General features: G+C 72.0%; 15 protein-coding genes. 1 reads left to right on the top strand and 14 read right to left on the bottom strand.

Translation table 11 applies throughout. The annotated features are described in order from the left end of the window. Positions 1 to 402 precede the first annotated feature (402 nt). The 6 genes from folE to dacB all read right to left on the bottom strand — a co-directional run bounded on the left by folE (position 403) and on the right by dacB (position 8,035). Positions 403 to 1,017: a GTP cyclohydrolase I FolE gene (folE, locus tag CXR44_RS35910; RefSeq protein WP_101790592.1), complete on the bottom strand. Its 615-nt coding sequence runs from the start codon at positions 1,015 to 1,017 to the stop codon at positions 403 to 405. Further along, a complete protein-coding gene (ftsH, locus tag CXR44_RS35915; protein ID WP_101790593.1) occupies positions 1,010 to 3,007 on the bottom strand; it encodes an ATP-dependent zinc metalloprotease FtsH in 1,998 nt (665 codons plus the stop codon). The genes folE and ftsH overlap by 8 nt, the downstream gene beginning before the upstream one ends. Positions 3,008 to 3,244: 237 nt before the next feature. After that, complete coding sequence (hpt, locus tag CXR44_RS35920; protein ID WP_101790594.1) at positions 3,245 to 3,796, bottom strand: hypoxanthine phosphoribosyltransferase; 552 nt, start codon at positions 3,794 to 3,796, stop codon at positions 3,245 to 3,247. 10 nt (positions 3,797 to 3,806) lie between these two features. After that, entirely contained in the window at positions 3,807 to 4,808 is a 1,002-nt protein-coding gene (gene tilS / locus CXR44_RS35925; protein ID WP_101790595.1) for a tRNA lysidine(34) synthetase TilS, read from the bottom strand. A gap of 265 nt (positions 4,809 to 5,073) precedes the next feature. Further along, positions 5,074 to 6,261, bottom strand: a complete 1,188-nt coding sequence (locus tag CXR44_RS35930) for a zinc-dependent metalloprotease (RefSeq protein ID WP_180903873.1) — start codon at positions 6,259 to 6,261, stop codon at positions 5,074 to 5,076. A gap of 352 nt (positions 6,262 to 6,613) precedes the next feature. Then, positions 6,614 to 8,035 carry a D-alanyl-D-alanine carboxypeptidase/D-alanyl-D-alanine endopeptidase gene (gene dacB, locus CXR44_RS35935; RefSeq protein ID WP_101790596.1) on the bottom strand — a complete coding sequence of 474 codons (1,422 nt, stop codon included), beginning with the start codon at positions 8,033 to 8,035 and terminating at the stop codon, positions 6,614 to 6,616. A gap of 85 nt (positions 8,036 to 8,120) precedes the next feature. Here dacB and CXR44_RS35940 point away from each other — a divergent pair, with 85 nt between their 5' ends. Further along, a complete protein-coding gene (locus CXR44_RS35940; RefSeq protein WP_101790597.1) occupies positions 8,121 to 8,621 on the top strand; it encodes an inorganic diphosphatase in 501 nt (166 codons plus the stop codon). A 4-nt stretch (positions 8,622 to 8,625) separates the two neighbouring features. On the opposite strand, the gene CXR44_RS35945 is transcribed toward CXR44_RS35940, so the two are convergent. From CXR44_RS35945 to CXR44_RS35980, 8 genes are all read right to left on the bottom strand, one after another. Next, the gene (locus CXR44_RS35945) at positions 8,626 to 9,801 is read right to left on the bottom strand and encodes a C40 family peptidase (protein WP_245899849.1); all 1,176 of its coding nucleotides are present in this window, start codon (positions 9,799 to 9,801) and stop codon (positions 8,626 to 8,628) included. A gap of 82 nt (positions 9,802 to 9,883) precedes the next feature. After that, positions 9,884 to 10,537 (bottom strand): hypothetical protein, encoded by a 654-nt coding sequence (locus tag CXR44_RS35950; protein WP_101790598.1) that lies wholly within the window; start codon positions 10,535 to 10,537, stop codon positions 9,884 to 9,886. Positions 10,538 to 10,543: 6 nt separating this feature from the next. Next, the gene (locus tag CXR44_RS35955) at positions 10,544 to 12,019 is read right to left on the bottom strand and encodes an RNA polymerase sigma factor (RefSeq protein WP_101790599.1); all 1,476 of its coding nucleotides are present in this window, start codon (positions 12,017 to 12,019) and stop codon (positions 10,544 to 10,546) included. A 172-nt stretch (positions 12,020 to 12,191) separates the two neighbouring features. Next, on the bottom strand, positions 12,192 to 12,992 hold the full coding sequence (locus CXR44_RS35960; protein WP_101790600.1) for a hypothetical protein: 801 nt from the start codon (positions 12,990 to 12,992) through the stop codon (positions 12,192 to 12,194). A 64-nt stretch (positions 12,993 to 13,056) separates the two neighbouring features. Continuing rightward, positions 13,057 to 14,667, bottom strand: coding sequence for an ABC-F family ATP-binding cassette domain-containing protein (locus CXR44_RS35965; protein WP_101790601.1), 1,611 nt, complete (start codon positions 14,665 to 14,667; stop codon positions 13,057 to 13,059). 125 nt (positions 14,668 to 14,792) lie between these two features. Then, entirely contained in the window at positions 14,793 to 15,233 is a 441-nt protein-coding gene (locus CXR44_RS35970) for a type II toxin-antitoxin system VapC family toxin (protein ID WP_101790602.1), read from the bottom strand. Then, complete coding sequence (locus tag CXR44_RS35975) at positions 15,226 to 15,438, bottom strand: hypothetical protein (RefSeq protein WP_101790603.1); 213 nt, start codon at positions 15,436 to 15,438, stop codon at positions 15,226 to 15,228. Before CXR44_RS35975 ends, CXR44_RS35970 begins: the two co-directional genes overlap by 8 nt. 38 nt (positions 15,439 to 15,476) lie before the next feature. Continuing rightward, on the bottom strand, positions 15,477 to 16,424 hold the full coding sequence (locus CXR44_RS35980) for a phage baseplate protein (protein WP_101790604.1): 948 nt from the start codon (positions 16,422 to 16,424) through the stop codon (positions 15,477 to 15,479). Positions 16,425 to 16,475 lie beyond the last annotated feature (51 nt).

Genomic DNA, 16,475 nt, shown 5'->3' on the forward strand with positions numbered 1-16,475 from the left:
GTGCATAACGAATCCCACGCGACCGCGCTTGCCGCCGGTCCTCTCCTCTTGGACGCCTTTTTACTCCCCTTCCGGCAAGCCCATCACTACCCACCGGCACGCCGATGTCGCCGCGGGGCGGGGGTTCGGGGGGATTCCGGGCGGTCTGTTTGCGAGCCCGCGACCGGCCCGGTGCGGGCCGGGGTCGGGCGGCTCGCGACCGGGCGCTGCGTGAACCGGGCCTCGATCCGCCTGCCGGAACCCTGCTGAGGAGCAGCGAAGAAGGGGCTCGGCAGGCGGCGCCACGGGGCCACCGTCACCCGGTCGGCGGGCATCCTCCTGGAGGCACTCAGCCACGTACGGCGGGTGGCGGGCCGCCTGGCCGTGCCGTACAGGATGGGGGTGGAAGAGGGGTGACGCCGGTCAGAGGCGGCCGAGGATGAGGGCCATCGCCTCGGAGCGAGTCTTCTCGCTGGTGCGGAAGTCGCCCCGGACGGCCGAGGTGACGGTCTTGGCACCCGGCTTGCGGACCCCGCGCATGGTCATGCACAGGTGCTCGCACTCCACCACCACGATCGCCCCGCGCGGCTCCAGCACGCGCATCAGGGCGTCGGCGATCTGCGACGTCATCCGTTCCTGGACCTGCGGGCGACGGGCGAACACGTCGACCAGGCGGGCCAGCTTGGACAGGCCCGTCACCTGGCCGCGGTCGTTGGGGATGTAGCCCACGTGGGCGAAACCGTGGAACGGGACCAGGTGGTGCTCGCAGGTCGAGTAGACCTCGATGTCCTTGACGAGCACCATCTCGTCGTGGTCGACGTCGAAGACCTTGGTGAGCACGTCTTCGGGCGTCTGGCCGAGGCCGGAGAACTGCTCGGCGTAGGCCCGGGCGACCCGGGCCGGGGTGTCGAGGAGGCCGTCACGGTCGGGGTCCTCGCCGATGGCGTAGAGGATCTCGCGGACGGCCTTCTCGATCCGGCCCAGGTCTACGTCGTGCTGTGTCACTCTGTGTCCTCGTGCTGGTGCTGCCTCACGCACCGTCTCCGGCGGAGAGCGCCCCCTGCTGGCCCGTGGTGAGCGAGCCGTTGGCGGACTGCTTCTCCTTCGGGGTCAGGATGGGCGGACGGTCGGAGGGCAGGCGCTTGCCGTAGCCCGCGTAGGACGGGCGGTGCTCCTTGACCACGACAGGTGCGAAGATCTGGAGCACCTGCTCGCGGGACAGGGTCTCCTTCTCCATGAGCTCCAGCACCAGGTTGTCGAGCACGTCGCGGTACTGGACCAGGATGTCCCACGCCTGGTCGTGCGCCGTCTCGATCATGCGGCGGACCTCTTCGTCGATCGTCGAGGCGATCTTCTCGGAGTAGTCGCGCTCGTGGCCCATCTCGCGGCCCAGGAAGACCTCGGCCTGGCCGGTGCCGAACTTGCGGGCGCCGAGCTGCTCGCTCATGCCGTATTCGGTCACCATGCGGCGGGCGACGGCCGTGGCCTTCTCGATGTCGTTGGAGGCGCCGGTGGTGGGCTCGTGGAAGACGAGCTCCTCCGCCGCGCGGCCGCCGAGCAGCATCGCGAGCTGGTCCATCATCTCCGACCGGGTGGCCAGGAACTTGTCCTCCATCGGCAGCGTCATCGTGTAACCGAGGGCGCGGCCGCGGGAGAGGATCGTGATCTTGTGAACCGGGTCGGAGTTGGGCAGCGCGTGCGCCACCAGCGCGTGACCGCCCTCGTGGTAGGCGATCATCTTCTTTTCCTTGTCGGACATGACCCGCGACTTGCGCTCGGGGCCCGCCATGACGCGGTCGATCGACTCCTCGAGGACTTCCATCGTGATCAGCTTCTGGTCGGCCCGCGCCGTGAGCAGCGCGGCCTCGTTGACCACGTTGGCCAGGTCGGCGCCGGTGAAGCCGGGCGTGCGGCGCGCGATGACGTCGAGGTCGACGTCGGGCGCGAACGGCTTGCCGCGGCCGTGCACCCGCAGGATGCCCTTGCGGCCCTCCAGGTCGGGACGGTCGACGGTGACCTGCCGGTCGAAGCGGCCGGGACGCAGCAGCGCCGGGTCGAGGATGTCGGGCCGGTTGGTGGCGGCGATGAGGATCACGCCGCCCTTGACGTCGAAGCCGTCCATCTCGACGAGCAGCTGGTTGAGGGTCTGCTCGCGCTCGTCGTGACCGCCGCCCAGGCCGGCGCCGCGGTGGCGGCCGACGGCGTCGATCTCGTCGATGAAGATGATCGCCGGGGCGTTGGCCTTCGCCTGCTCGAACAGGTCGCGCACGCGGGAGGCGCCGACGCCGACGAACATCTCGACGAAGTCGGAGCCGGAGATCGAGTAGAAGGGCACCCCGGCCTCACCCGCGACCGCGCGGGCCAGCAGGGTCTTGCCGGTGCCGGGCGGGCCGTAGAGCAGCACGCCCTTGGGGATCTTGGCGCCGATCGCCTGGAACTTGGCCGGCGCCTGCAGGAACTCCTTGATCTCCTGGAGCTCCTCGATGGCCTCGTCGGCCCCCGCGACGTCGGCGAAGGTGGTCTTGGGAGTGTCCTTGGTGATCAGCTTGGCCTTGGACTTGCCGAAGCTCATCACCCGCGAGCCGCCGCCCTGCATCTGGTTCATGATGAACAGGAAGATCAGCACGATGATGACGAACGGCAGGAAGCTCACCAGGAGGCTGACCAGGAAGTTCTCCGTGGGGACCTCGATGGTGTAGCTCGTGGTCTTCTTCGCGTCGACCTGAGCCTGCAGCTCGTCGGTCAGCTTGGTGCCGTAGCCGGTGACCCAGTCGGCCTGGATCGTCTTGGTGGGGGTGTCGCCCTGCCGGACCGCGATCGCCTTGTGGAGCGAGAGCTCGATCCGCTGGTCCTTGTCGATAATCTTCGCATTGCTGACGTTTCCGGCACGAATCTGCTGAAGAACCGTGGACGTGTCGGCCTGCTTGTAATTGCCCCCGCCGCTCCAGAGCTGAGTGACGAGCAGGAGCAGCACGACGATGCCCAGGATCCACAGCAGTGGCCCACGTGTAAATCGCTTGAGATCCATCCGATGCGGAACCCCTTGCGGGCCCGTCCCTTCCTGACCATGGCCTTGAACCCCGGTGCGGCCCGGGGCCGCGGCATCCGGCGCCGCGACTTCTGACTACCCGAAGAGGACGCGGGGTCACCCTTCAGAAGTCAGAAGGTACACCGGCACGGCGCGCGGAGGGACCGCGCGCCAAACCGGTCTTGCCCTACCAACGTACGTCAGGTTGCACGGTGTTCCCGGCCCCTGTCGAGATTGCTACTTATAGACGTGGGGCGCCAGGGTGCCGATGAAAGGCAAGTTGCGGAAGCGCTCGGCGTAGTCGAGGCCATATCCGATGACGAACTCGTTGGGAATGTCGAAACCCACGTACTTGACGTCGATCGGCACCTTCACCGCGTCGGGCTTGCGCAGCGCGGTGCAGATCTCCAGCGAGGCGGGGTCGCGCGACTTGAGGTTCTCCAGCAGCCAGTGGAGGGTCAGGCCGGAGTCGATGATGTCCTCCACGATCAGCACGTGGCGGCCCATGATGTCGGTGTCGAGGTCCTTCAGCACCCGCACGACACCGGACGACTTCGTGCCCGCGCCGTAGGAGGACACCGCCATCCAGTCCATCTGGACGGGCACGCGCAGCGCCCTGGCCAGGTCGGCCATCACCATGACCGCGCCCTTCAACACGCCCACGAGCAGCACGTCCTTGCCCGCGTAATCCTCGTCGATCCGCCCGGCGAGCTCTCGGATCTTGGCCTGGAGCTCGTCCTCTGGAATGAGGACCTTCTCGAGGTCCTTGCCCATGTCGGCAGCGTCCACGTGTGGTTCCTTACGGGATGGGACTGATGGCGACTATCAGGGTGCCATACCGCCTCACGGCTGCCAGCCCCCCGGGCAGGTCGACGGCCTTCTGGCCGCGCCAGTGCGTGACCAGCCGCTCCACGGCCCGGACGTGGGTCTCCGACAGCGCGCCCGACGGCGCCCCCGCCGCGAGGGCCGCCCGCCGCAGCACCCGCCGCCGCACGGCGCCGGGCAGGCCCTCCAGCGCCTCCACGGCCAGCGTCACCGAACCCGCGATATCGCTAAGAGCGCAATCGTGGTACGCCCTGTCGGCCCACGCGTCGAGGGCGTCGGCGTCGTCCCGCGCCAGCCGCGCGGTCCTGGCGAGCGCCTCGGCCACCCCCGGGCCCAGCTCCGCCTCCAGGACGGGCAGCACCCGGGCGCGGACGCGGACCCGGGTGTAGCGGGGGTCGGCGTTGTGCGGGTCGTCCCACGGGGCGAGCCCCAGCGCGCGGCAGGCCGCCACGGTGGTCGTCCTGGGCAGTTCCAGGAACGGCCGCCGGTAGCGGCCGGCCGTGGCCGCCATGCCGGACAGCGACCTGAGGCCGCTGCCCCTGGCCAGCCCGAGCAGGACGGTCTCGGCCTGGTCGTCCCTGGTGTGCCCGAGCAGCACCGCGGCCGCCCCCAGCCGGTCGGCCGCCTCCGACAGCGCGCCGTAGCGGGCTTGCCTGGCCGCCGCCTCGGGGCCGCCCTCCCTGCCCACCTCGACGGTGAGGACCTCGGCCGGCCGGAGCCCCAGGGTCTCGGCGACCCCGGTCACCTGGGCGGCCCGCTCGGCCGAGCCGGGCTGCAACTGGTGGTCGACGGTCAGCAGGCCGGCCCGCAGGCCGGCGCGGGGGGAGACGAACGACAGGGCGGCCGCCAGGGCGAGCGAGTCGGCGCCGCCGCTGCACGCGGCCAGCACCAGCCCGCCCTCGGGGACGTCGGCCAGCGCCTCACGCACGGCCCTGCGGACGTCGGCTACGGCTGGATGCGGACCCACGGGCCCCATTGTCCACCGCCGCACCCGCCTCCGGCCCCGCCGGACCTGCCGGGTGCTCGGCCGTGGCGGGCGCGGGGTGTGACGGGTCCGCCGATGAGAGGCGATCCGCGCCGGACCGTGGCGTGGCGCCGTGCACCGGTGGGCGGCGCGTCGTCGCCGGACGCAGCGTGCCGGTGCCGGACGCAGCGTGCCGGTGCCAGGCGAGGCCTGCCGGTGCCGGGCGAGGCCTGCCGGTGCCGGGCGAGGCCTGCCGGTGCCGGGCGAGGCCTGCCGGTCAGGCCGGGTCGGTGGGCTCCTCGGCAGCAGACGGGCCGGCGGCGCCCTGCCCGGTCGGGCCCTCGTCGGTGGAGCTCTCGCCGGTGGAGCTCTGGTCGGCGGGAGTGTCGGCGGCGGGCAGGGCGGGCGAGCCGATCACGCGGCGGATCCAGGAGTCCGGGTCGGAGATCTCGGCGCTCGTCGGGAGAGTCTCCGGCGAGGTCCAGACCCGGTTGAAGCCATCCATCCCGACCTTGCCCACCACGGTGCGGACGAAGGCGGACCCTTCGGCGTACTGCTTCATCTTCAGCTCGATGCCGAGCAGGCGGCGGACGGTGCGGTCGAGGCGGGAGCCGCCCTCGCGGCGCGCGGCGAACTTGGCGCGGATGTCGGCCACCGAGGGCACCACCGACGGCCCGACGGCGTCCATGACGTAGTCGCCGTGGCCTTCCACGAGGGTCATCACGGCCGTCAGCCGGTCGAGGATCGCCTTCTGGCCGGGCGTCTGGATGGCGTCGATGAGGTTGCCGTCGCCGCCGCGCACCACCTCGGCCACCGTGTCGGCGGCGCTGCGCAGCCGTTCGAGGAGGGTGGTGAGGTCGAGGTCGGAGGCCAGCAGGAACTCGGTCATCTGCGAGCGGATGTACTCGCGCAGCCACGGCACCCCGGTGAACTGCACCCGGTGGGTCTCCTCGTGCAGGCACACCCAGAGCCTGAAGTCGTGCGGGTTGACGTTCATCTCGCGCTCGGCGTGCACGATGTTGGGGGCGACGAGCGTCAGGCGGCCCGTCGCCTCGCGGCCGGTCGGGTCGGGCGGCAGGAACAGCTCGTACTGGCCCAGCACCCGCGAGGCGAGAAAGGCCAGCACGGCCCCCACCTCGACGCCGGTGATGCGGGAACCCACGGCGGCCACGATGGGCGGCGGCGGGTTGGCGCCGTTGCCGACCCGCTGGGTCAGCGGCTCCAGCACGACGCGGAATCCCTCGACGTTGGCCCTGATCCAGCCCGGCCGGTCGACGATGGTCGCCGGTTGGGGAGCCGCCTCGGCGTGAATCCTGGTGAACTCCCGCACATGCCCCTCGGCCTCGCGGGACAGGGTGCGGAGCTCGGTGACGGCCTGCCTGGCCTCCTCCCGGCTCACCTGAGGACCGGAGCGCACCAGGCGCGTGCCGGTCGTGACGGCCAGATCCCAGTCGATCACCTGCATACCGTCCACCGTACGTGCTCCACCTCCGCCCCGCGAAGAAGCGCCGGTTTCCGGACTGAGGAGGGAGGGAGCGAAGCGACCGGACGACGAGGGAGGACACCGGATCCAGCGACGGAGCCGCGATCCGCAGGATCGCCGGAAGAACGCGAAGAAGCGCCGGTTTCCGGACTGAGGAGGGAGGGAGCGAAGCGACCGGACGGTGAGGGAGGGAGCGAAGCGACCGGACGGTGAGGGAGGGAGCGAAGCGACCGGACGGTGAGGGAGGGAGCGAAGCGACCGGACGGTGAGGGAGGGAGCGAAGCGACCGGACGGTGAGGGAGGAGCGGCCGGACGGCGGGGTGGGGGCGGGTTGTCAGGAGCGGGCGACGATGGCTGCCAGGCGGTCGAGGACGGGTTCGGCGTTGAGGGGGACGCGGTCGGCCATGAAGGCGAAGGTGACGAGCCGGCCGTCCTTGGTGGTCGCCAGCCCCGCCAGCGTGTTGACGTTGTTGAGCGTCCCCGTCTTGGCACGGACCAGGCCGACCTGGCCCCTGCTGTCGGCGCCCGTGAAGCGCCTGCCGTTGCCGAGCGTGCCGGAGAAGCCGGCGACGGGCATGCCGGAGGCCACCGCGTGCAGGTGGGGGCGGGCGGGGTCGCCTGCGGCGGCGATGGCCCGGGCCATCGCGTCGGCGCTGATGCGGTTGTGGGGCGACAGGCCGCTGCCGTCGCGCAGGTGGACGCCGCGTGCGAGGCCGAGCCGTTCGAGCACCTTCAGGGTCGCGGCGGCGGCGCCGTCGAAGGAGGCGGGCTGACCCTCCTTGACCGCCACCTGCCGGGCCAGCGCCTCGGCCAGGTCGTCGTGGCTGTGCGTCAGCGTGTGCTCGACGAGGGCGTACACGGGCGCCGACTCGACGCGGGCCAGCTCGGCGGCCCCGGCAGGGGCCCTGGCCGACCGGACGGCCCCGGCCACCCCGATGCCGTGGCGGGCGAGGAGCCGGGCGAAGGCGGCGGCGGCGAACCGCGGCGGGTCGGAGACGCGCGGCGCGGGCTGGCCGGGGTAGCGGCGGCCCTCGTCGATCGCCAGGGCGGACACCGGCGCGATCTCGCCGTCGGGCACGTAGTTGGGCTTCCAGCAGGAGCAGATCGGCGATCCGGTGTAGAGGGAGGCGTCGTAGGAGAGCGTGACCTTGGTGACGCCCTTGGCCTTCAGCGCGGCGGCGGTGCGCGAGGCGAGGGTGGCCAGCGACGCCTGCTTGGGGTAGGCGCCGGGTCTGGCCGACGGGCCGGCCAGCAGCGGGTCGCCCCCGCCGACCAGCACGACGGCGCCGGGTGAGGCGCCCTGCACGACCCGTGTGGCCAGCCGAGTGTCCGGGCCGAGCGAGGCGAGCGCGGCGACGGACGTCACGACCTTGGTGGTGGAGGCGGGCGTGATGCCGGTGTCGGCGCCGGCGGCGAAGAGGCGTTCGCCGGTGGCGGCGTTGAGGACGATCGCGCCGACCCGGCTTCCGAGCGCTTTGTCACCCAGGGCGACGGTGAGTTGCCGCGTCAAAGTACCCTTAGTCGGGAGAGGTCCTCCCCCGGCCCTCGCCGGCAGCCCGGCCAGCACAGGGCCCGCGGTGACCACGGGGGCGGACGGAGGCTCCGCAGGAGACGCTGCCGGCTCGTTCGGTGACGACTGCCTCGTCAACGCGCTCAGGTTCGCGTCGTCGCTCACCAGGTAGACGCCGGTGACGATGGTGACGATCTGCAGCAGGGCGAGAGTGGTCAGCATCACCCACCGCTCGTGCCGCGCCACGTCGCCTGCCCTCTCTCCTGGTGTTCGCCTACGAGACATTAACGCCCAGCCGGGGGTGCCCGGTGGGTTGAGCGGAGGAACCGCGGTGGAGTTCGACGTTGTCGTTGAGATTCCCAAGGGACAACGGAACAAGTACGAAGTGGACCATGAGACCGGGAAGATCAGGCTTGACCGGCTCCTGTTCACCTCCACGCAGTACCCCGCCGACTACGGCTTCATCGAGAACACCCTCGGCGAGGACGGCGACCCGCTCGACGCGCTGGTGCTGTTGCAGGAGCCGACGTTCCCGGGCTGCTACATCACCTGCCGGGCGGTCGGCATGTTCCGGATGACCGACGAGAAGGGCGGCGACGACAAGGTCCTGTGCGTCCCCGCCACGGACCCGCGGATGGAGCACATCCGCGACATCCACCACGTCGCAGAGTTCGACCGGCTGGAGATCCAGCACTTCTTCGAGGTCTACAAGGACCTGGAGCCGGGCAAGTCGGTCGAGGGCGCCAACTGGGTGGGCCGCATGGAGGCTGAGGCCGAGATCGAGCGGTCGTTCCAGCGGGCCAAGGACCAGGGTTACGGCCACGGCCACTGACGGGTCAGGCGGCGGGCCTGGTGGCGCCCACCAGGTCCGACCGGTGGATCGAGGCGACCCGCACCACGTCGCCGGTCTGCGGGGCGTGCACCATCATGCCCTCCCCGACGTAGATGCCGACGTGGTGGATCGTGCCCGGGTCGTCGCTGATGTGCCCGAAGAAGACGAGGTCGCCGCGGCGGAGCTGGTCGAGCGGCACGTGCGGGCCCGAGGTCCACTGCGTGCCGGTCCAGTGGTCGAGCCGCACGCCCACGCGTTCCCAGGCGCGCATCGTCAGCCCTGAGCAGTCGTAGCTGCCGGGGCCGTCGGCCGCCCACACGTACGGCTTGCCGAGCTGGGTGAGCGCCCAGTTGGCCGCGGCGTCGCCACCGGTCGCGCCCTTGGCCGTCAGCTCCTCCTGGCTGTAGCCGCCGAGCGCCTCCAGCCGTTCGAGCCTCGCCTGCCGGCGTTCCTCGCGGGCCCGGGCCAGGCGCTGGGCTCTGGTGCGCGCGGCGTCGACGCGTTCTTCGAGCGCGTCGCGCCGGCGTTCGAGGAGTCGGGTGCGGCGTTGCTGGCCGGCCACGGCCTCCTCGGCGGCGATCTTGGCGAGGCGGGCCCGTTCGGCTGCCGCCTGGTGGTCGGCGTAGGCGTCGGCGGCCTGCCGCCGCAGGATGGCGGAGACCTCCTGCGCGTCGCGCACGCGGTCGAGGACGCCGATGCGTTCGCCGGCGAGCTGCTCCAGCACGCCGGCGCGGTGGAGATAGCCGTCGGGGCCGCCGGTGTCGTTCATCATCAGCATGTACGGGTGGCGCAGGTCGACGCCGGCGTAGGTCTCGGCGACGACGACGGAGACCGCCTGCCGTGCCCGTTCCACCTCGGTGTCGGCCGCGGCGAGCCTGGCCTGGGCCTGCTCGTAGGCGCGCTGGGCGTGGGCGAGCCGGACCTGCTCCCCGTTGTAGGCCTCCACGAGACGTTCGACGCCCGCCGTGAGGTCGTCGAGACGGGACTCGGCGGTGGCGAGCGCGGCGCTGGCCACGCCGAGCTCCTTGGTGCGCTCGCGCGCGGTCTGCCGGGCCTCGCGCACGTCGTGCTTGGACGGCCCGTCGCGGTGGCCGGGATCGGCGTGGGCGGGCGAGCACAGGGCGAGGACCAGCCAGGCGGCCACGCCCGCCCTCACGGTGCGCATGGAGACGGTGCGCATGGATCCCCCTCACAAGGCGACTCTGTGCACACCTTTCCCAGCAGTTACAGTTCGCACACCTTTCACTCACGCAGCGTAGTCATCACAGGCGGAAGAGGCGTTCGATCCACGGCCGGACGCCGGCCACCGCGGGCCTGGGGCCCCGCGGGTAGGTGAAGACCGGCGTCCCGGCCCCGTAGGCGGCGCGCAGGTCGGCCGCCTTGCACCAGTCGGCCCCGACGCGGGCCGTCGCCCAGGCGGCCGCGATCGCCGGGCGGGCCTCGGGGTGCCGGTCGTAGGTCTGGTAGAGGGTCATGGTGGCGTCGGCCGCCTGGTAGCCGTCGCCGGGGTAGGCGGTGCCGGCCAGGTAGGGGGCGGTGACGCGGCCGGCGTGGCAGCTCCCGAGCGCCCATGTCCAGTTGGCCAGGACGAGCCCCAGCACGGGGTCGGGCACCTCGGCCGCCGCGCCGTACATGCGGTCCTGGCGCGGCCCGGTCAGGCGGCGGGCGGTCCAGAACCAGTCGAGGTCGCCGGGCGGCTCGCCCACCGCCAGCCAGGACAGCAGGGCGAGGCCGCGGGCGGTGCGCAGGCGGCAGAGGTCGAGCATGTGGCGGAGCATCCGCGGCCCCCGGTCGAGCCAGGTGGGCCAGGCGACGCGGTGGCTCCGTGTCACGAGGTCGGCCAGGTCGCCGCGGACCGGCAGCGGGCAGACGCGGCATCCGAGGAGGGGGTCCTCGCGCAGCTCGTAGGCCCGCATCCGGGGTCAGGGGGCGGCCGACCCGGACGAGCTGGGCGCGGGGGCGCCGGTCGCCGGGGTGGTGGGCGTCGGGGTGGGGGTGGGCGTCACGGTCGGCGTGGCCGACGCGGGCGGGGTGGCGCTGGAGGTGGGCCGGGGCGTGCGGGTCGGCCGGGGCGGCGGCGTGCGGGTCGGCTTGCCGGTGGGGCAGGGCGTGGCGCCGGGGCCGCGGCTCTGGTGCTCGCGGGGACGGTCGTCCGGCGGGCCGCCCGGGTGGGCGGGCGGGGTGAGCGACGGCGTGCCGCTGCCCGCCGGGGTGCGGGGCGGCGTGGCGGCGCCCGTGGTGGCGGCCGTGGTGGCGGCGCCGTGCGTGGGCCAGGCCACGGGGGCGCTGGCCGGGGTGCTCGGGTGCACCATGCCGACGGGGTAGGCCGGTGAGGCGTTGGCGACGGGCAGGACCTCGGCCTGCGAGCCGTCGGGCCGCCGGCCCTGCGCCCTGGCGTCCGGAGCGGTCGGCGGCCCGCCCGGTGGGTGGACGACGGGGCCCGTGGGCAGGGCGGCGGAGGCGACGCCCGGCAGGCCGCCCGCCCCGCCCCCGAAGCTGGTGAAGATCACTCCCATCGCCACCACCGTCGCGACCGCCGCCAGCGCGCACGCCAGGGCGTGCGGCCAGCGGCGCGCCTTCTGGTCGGCGGCGAGGGGAAACCCGCCGGAGTCGAGCGCCCCGGAGCGGCGGGCGACGTAGCGCCGGTACGGGGTCAGCTCGGGGTCGGCGAAGTAGCTCAGCACCCTGACCTTGAGCGCGCCGGGCGGGGTGACCTGCGGCAGCAGCTCGAAGACCTTGGCCTCGGAGACCTGGCGTGAGCGGTGCGGCGAGCAGGTGGCGCATCCCGGCAGGTGCTGGACGAGCTCCTCGCGCATCCGCGGTGTCAGCCGCCCGGTGAAGCCGGTGAGGACGGCGGCCCTGACCTTGCAGTCGTAGGGCCCCTTGGCGGCCAGGACCTCGGCGGTGATCGCGTCGCGCAGCCGCCCGCGGGCCTCGTCACGGGCCGCCTCCACCTGGCGTGACGGCAGGCCGAGCACCGCGGCGATCTCCCGGACGGACAGCCCGTGCACGGCCGACAGCTCCAGGATCTCGCGGTCGGCGGCGGACAGGCTCCGGGTGGCGTTCCAGGCCATGACGCGCAGGTCGGCGTCGGCGCCGGTGCCCGGCCGCGGCTCCGCGGCGCCCGCGTCGCCGGCGGGCGCGCCCAGCCGGCGGCGCAGGCATTCGCGTCTGGCGAGCGCGTAGAGCCACGGCCGCAGCCGGCCGGGATCGGACAGCGAACCGGCGTGGGCGTGCGCCGCGATCAAAGTGTCGCGAAGGGCCACCTGCGCGTTGTCGGAATGGTGAAGAAGGGACCAGCAGTATCTATAGATGCTCTCGGCGTGCGAGTCGAACAGCTCGGCGAGGGCACCCGGGTCGTCGGCGCGCAGCGCCTGGACCAGGACGCGGTCATTCATGTGACCGAATGTAATGGATTGGTAACTAGTAGTTCTACCGATTCTGCGTGAATGCCATCGCTTGCCGTCAGGCGGCGCGATATCGTCGCGCCTTTCCGCCGGGCATCGGGCGCGAAATTTCACACCCTGCCCGATTTATCGGCCTATTTGAATTACTTTCAGGTCCGTACGGTCACTGCGGGCGGCCCGTCAGGATCGCGCTGCCCCGGTCCACGGCGAACGGCTGGGTGGTCGGCTTGACGGTGTGCAACGGCACGGCTCCCCCCAGCGCCAGCTCCTCGTACGGCCGCGCCGTGGAGCCCCACGTACGGGCCGTCACATCGGTCCTGGCGACCTTGGCCCGGTCCGGCAGCCCCTCGACGGTCAGGATGAACCGGGGCGGCCGGCCTGCCTGCACGTCGTCCACGAACGTGCTCGCGCCGCCCAGCAGCTTGCCCGCCGCGTCGCGCAGCAGCGCGTTCACCACCAGGCTGCTCGCCGGCAGCTGGTACGGGTTGGCGACGTAGCCGGTGACGAGGTAGGAGCCGTCCTTCTGGCGCAGCGTCTGCACCCGTGAGACCGGGAACTGCTGGAAGGCCGAGGCGATGCGCGCCGCCGGCCGCCACTGGGCGGGCCGGTAGTCGATCGTCACCTTGGCGGGCTTCTGCGCGGCGGTGGCCTGCCCGGTGAAGGGCAGCGAGCCGCCCGGTGGCACGGCGTCCAGGGGCTGGTCCAGCCGGACGACCTCGCGGCCGCCGGCGTCGCGGGCGACCACGGTCGCCACCACGTGCTCGCCGAAATGCCACGGGTTGCCGTTGGCGAGGACGCCCGCCCAGTTGACGACGTACCCGTCGGACGACTTGACGACGTGGGACACCTGCTCCTTGAGCGCGAGCGGTTTGAGCTGCTGCTGGGGCTGCTCCTCGGTCGAGCACCCGGCCAGGCAGGTCGCGCCGAGTGCGAGGAGGCCGACGGTAAGGCTACGCGGGATCACTTTGCCGTGATAGCCCGTGCATGGGCACGGCTGGCACGGGACACGCGCCAGCCGTACCAACTCTTTAACGCGCGCGGACGACCCTGGACTCGTCCCAGACCGGATGTGGCGACTCGTAGACCCGGCCGTCGGAGCCGAAGACCAGGTAGCGGTCGAAGTCGGCGGCGAACCAGCGGTCGTGGGTCACGGCGAGCACCGTGCCGTCGAAGGCGTCGAGCCCGGCCTGCAACGCCTCGGCGCTGGCCAGGTCGAGGTTGTCGGTCGGCTCGTCGAGCAGCAGCAGCGTGGCGCCCGACAGCTCCAGCAGCAGGATCTGCAGGCGCGCCTGCTGCCCGCCGGACAGCGTGTCGAAGCGCTGCTCGGCGACCAGCCCGGCCAGTTCGTAGCGGGCCAGCCGCTTCATGGCCTGGCTCTTGTCCAGGGCGTGCTCGGACATCACGATGTCGACCGGCGTGCGGCCGAGCAGCTCGGGCCGGGCGTGCGTCTGCGCGAAGTGCCCGGGCACGACGCGGGCGCCGAGCCGGCCGGCCCCGCTGTGGGCGACGGGCTCGCCCGCGAGCAGCCGCAGGAAGTGGCTCTTGCCGGAGCCGTTGGAGCCGAGCACGGCGACCCGCTCGCCGTACCAGATCTCCAGGTCGAACGGCCGCATCAGACCGGTCAGCTCCAGCTGCTCGCAGATGACCGCGCGCTTGCCGGTGCGGCCGCCCTTGAGCCGCATGCTGATGTGCTGGTCGCTCGGCGCCTCCTGCGGCGGGCCCGCCTCCACGAACCTGCGCAGCCGCGTCTGGGCGGCGTGGTAGGCGGCGGCCATGCCGTCGTTGTAGCGCGCCTTGTTCTTCAGCATGTTGACCAGGGCCTTGAGCTTGGCGTGCTCCTCGTCCCAGCGCCTGCGCAGCTCGTCGAGGCGCTCGTTGCGCGCCCGGCGCGCCTCGGCGTAGGTGGCGAAGCCGCCGCCGTGGATCCAGACGTCGCCCGACTCGACCGTGACGATGCGGTCGGCGGCGTTGGCCAGGAGCTGGCGGTCGTGGCTGACCAGCAGGACCGTCTTGGACGTCTCCCTGAGCTGCTGCTCCAGCCACTCCTTGCCCGGCACGTCGAGGTAGTTGTCGGGCTCGTCCAGCAGGAGCGTCTGGTCGGGGCCGCGCAGCAGCGCCTCCAGGACGAGCCGCTTCTGCTCGCCGCCCGACAGCGTGGACACCTCGCGGTACTTCACCCGGTCGTACGGCGCGCCGAGAGCGGCGACGGTGCAGGTGTCCCAGAGCACCTCGATGTCGTAGCCGCCGGCGTCGGTGTAGTCGGTGATGGCCTGCGCGTAGCGCATCTGCGCCTTCTCGTCGTCGCGCTCCATCATGACCAGCTCGGCCTGCTCCAGCCGCCCGGCGGCCTCCCGCACCGCCGGGGGCGCCACGCTGAGCAGCAGGTCGTGCACGGTGCTGCTGTCGCGCAGCCCGCCCACGAACTGGCGCATCACACCGAGCCCGCCGGAGCTGGTGACGGACCCCTCGACGGGCCGCAGGTCGCCCGCGACCAGCCGCAGGAGCGTGGTCTTGCCGGCTCCGTTGGGTCCGACGAGCGCCGCCTTGACCCCGTCGCCGATCCGGAACGACACGTCGTTGAGCAACGGCCGCCCGTCGGGCAGCACGTAGGTCAGATGGGCGATCTCGACGTGTGCCACGGTTCTTCCCCTCCTGCGATTCTCGCGAAGGGTACCCGGCGGTCTCGCGGGCCGGCATCCGCTTTTCCGCGGGAGGCGTCTGTCGTACAGGACTTGCCGGAAGCCCGACGTGACCGCCGCCACGTTCAGCTCTGTGCGACTCCTCGGAGCAGCTCTGCCTCGACGACTCCCTCGACGGCGTGACAGAGCTTGGCGTCCGTCGTCAGGAGGGGAATCCCCTGGACGAGGGCCAGGTGGGCGAAGACCGCGTCATACATGCGCAGCGACAGGCGGACCGCCAGAGCGGCAGCCCCCTCCAACCGATCCGCGTCGACCTGATGAACCTTCACTCCGAATTCGTCGATGACCCGGACAGCCGAGACGAACTCCTCGGGTGTCAGGCGGCCTGAGAGAAGTCCCTTCTTCCGTAGGACCCCAGCCACCTCAATGCGGGCGAAGTCCGCCGTCTCCAATCGGACCCGGCCGTTCAGGAACGCCTCCTGGACCTCCTGAGCATGTTGGAATCCAGGCTGATCGACGAACCATCGCAGAAAGACGCCGGTGTCGACGAGATAGGCGTCAGCCACGCGACCCTTCCCGGAGCCTGTCCAGTTCCTCGTCCACGCCGGTCACTCCACGCATCCGCTCCCGGACCCTCGCCAGAGAGGCAACGGCCCGCTCGCGCCGGCGCGATGACAGGACGTTCTCCCGAACGAGCGCGAGCACCGGCACCACTTGATCCTCGGGCAGTTGGTCCACCAACGAGTGAAGTTCGGCACGCATCTCACTCATGCACGCAGTCTACGTTCCAGCGGTGATCGGCACGGGTGTCAGACGAGGGCGGACTTGTAGAAGATGCTGGCCTTCCTGGCTCCGGAGCCGCCGGAGGCGAGGCCGAGGCAGAGCCGGGGTCTGCCGCCGGCGAGCTGGATCGCCATGCCCTCCGGCTCCCGGTAGTCGAGCGACTTGCCCGCCTGGGTCAGGGCGCGCTGCACCCTGCGGCCGGTGCGCAGGTCCACGCTGGTGATGTAGGTGTTGCCCGGCGCCGGGTTGGACGGGCCGTAGGCGCTGCCCTCCAGCAGGTAGAGGTGGTCGCCGTAGGACGCGTACCCCTGGAAGACGCCCAGGCCGGACGGCTGGGCGACGTCGTACAGGGGGCGGCGGGAGCCCGACTTGACCGCCGACAGGGTGTAGACCGCGTAACGGAAGCCGCCGCCCTTGTGGTAGCGCATGACGAGCCGGTTGGTGGAGGGGTCGATCGCGCAGGTGGTGTTGGTCGCGCCGGTCACGGGGGCGTACCGGGTCACGCCGCTGGACGACGGGGTGATCGTCCGGCCGTTGGTGAAGGCGAACCTGGCCAGCCTGTTGCCCCAGGCGTTCGCGCCGTCCCTGACCGCGTTCGTCTCGGTCCAGAGGTACGTCGTGCCGCCCGACCGTTCCACGCCGATCGAGACGCCGTGCCCGAAGCCCATGAGGTACATGTGGCCGAGGACGGCGCCGCCGAGGCTGAGCTTGGTCAGGCACAGGTGGCCCGCCGCCGCGGAGCCGGACCCGTTCTTGACCTGTACGGCGTAGATGTGGCCGTGCGCGTTGTCGAAGGCGAACGACTGCAGGACGGTCTCGTCGCGCAGCGCCTTCTTCCAGATGAGGCCGGTGGCGGGCGCCGTCAGGTCGAACCGGCCCGCGGCGGCAGCGGCGGGCTCGCCGCCGACGAGCGCGGTGGCGGCGGCTCCCGCGCCGGCCACGAGCAGGCCGCGCCGGGTGATGAGTGGCGACATCTCAGGAATGCTCCTGTTTCACAGTGGTCCCGGGAAGCCCACACCCTAATG

This window comes from Nonomuraea indica (assembly GCF_002850745.1).
Taxonomy (GTDB): domain Bacteria; phylum Actinomycetota; class Actinomycetes; order Streptosporangiales; family Streptosporangiaceae; genus Nonomuraea; species Nonomuraea indica.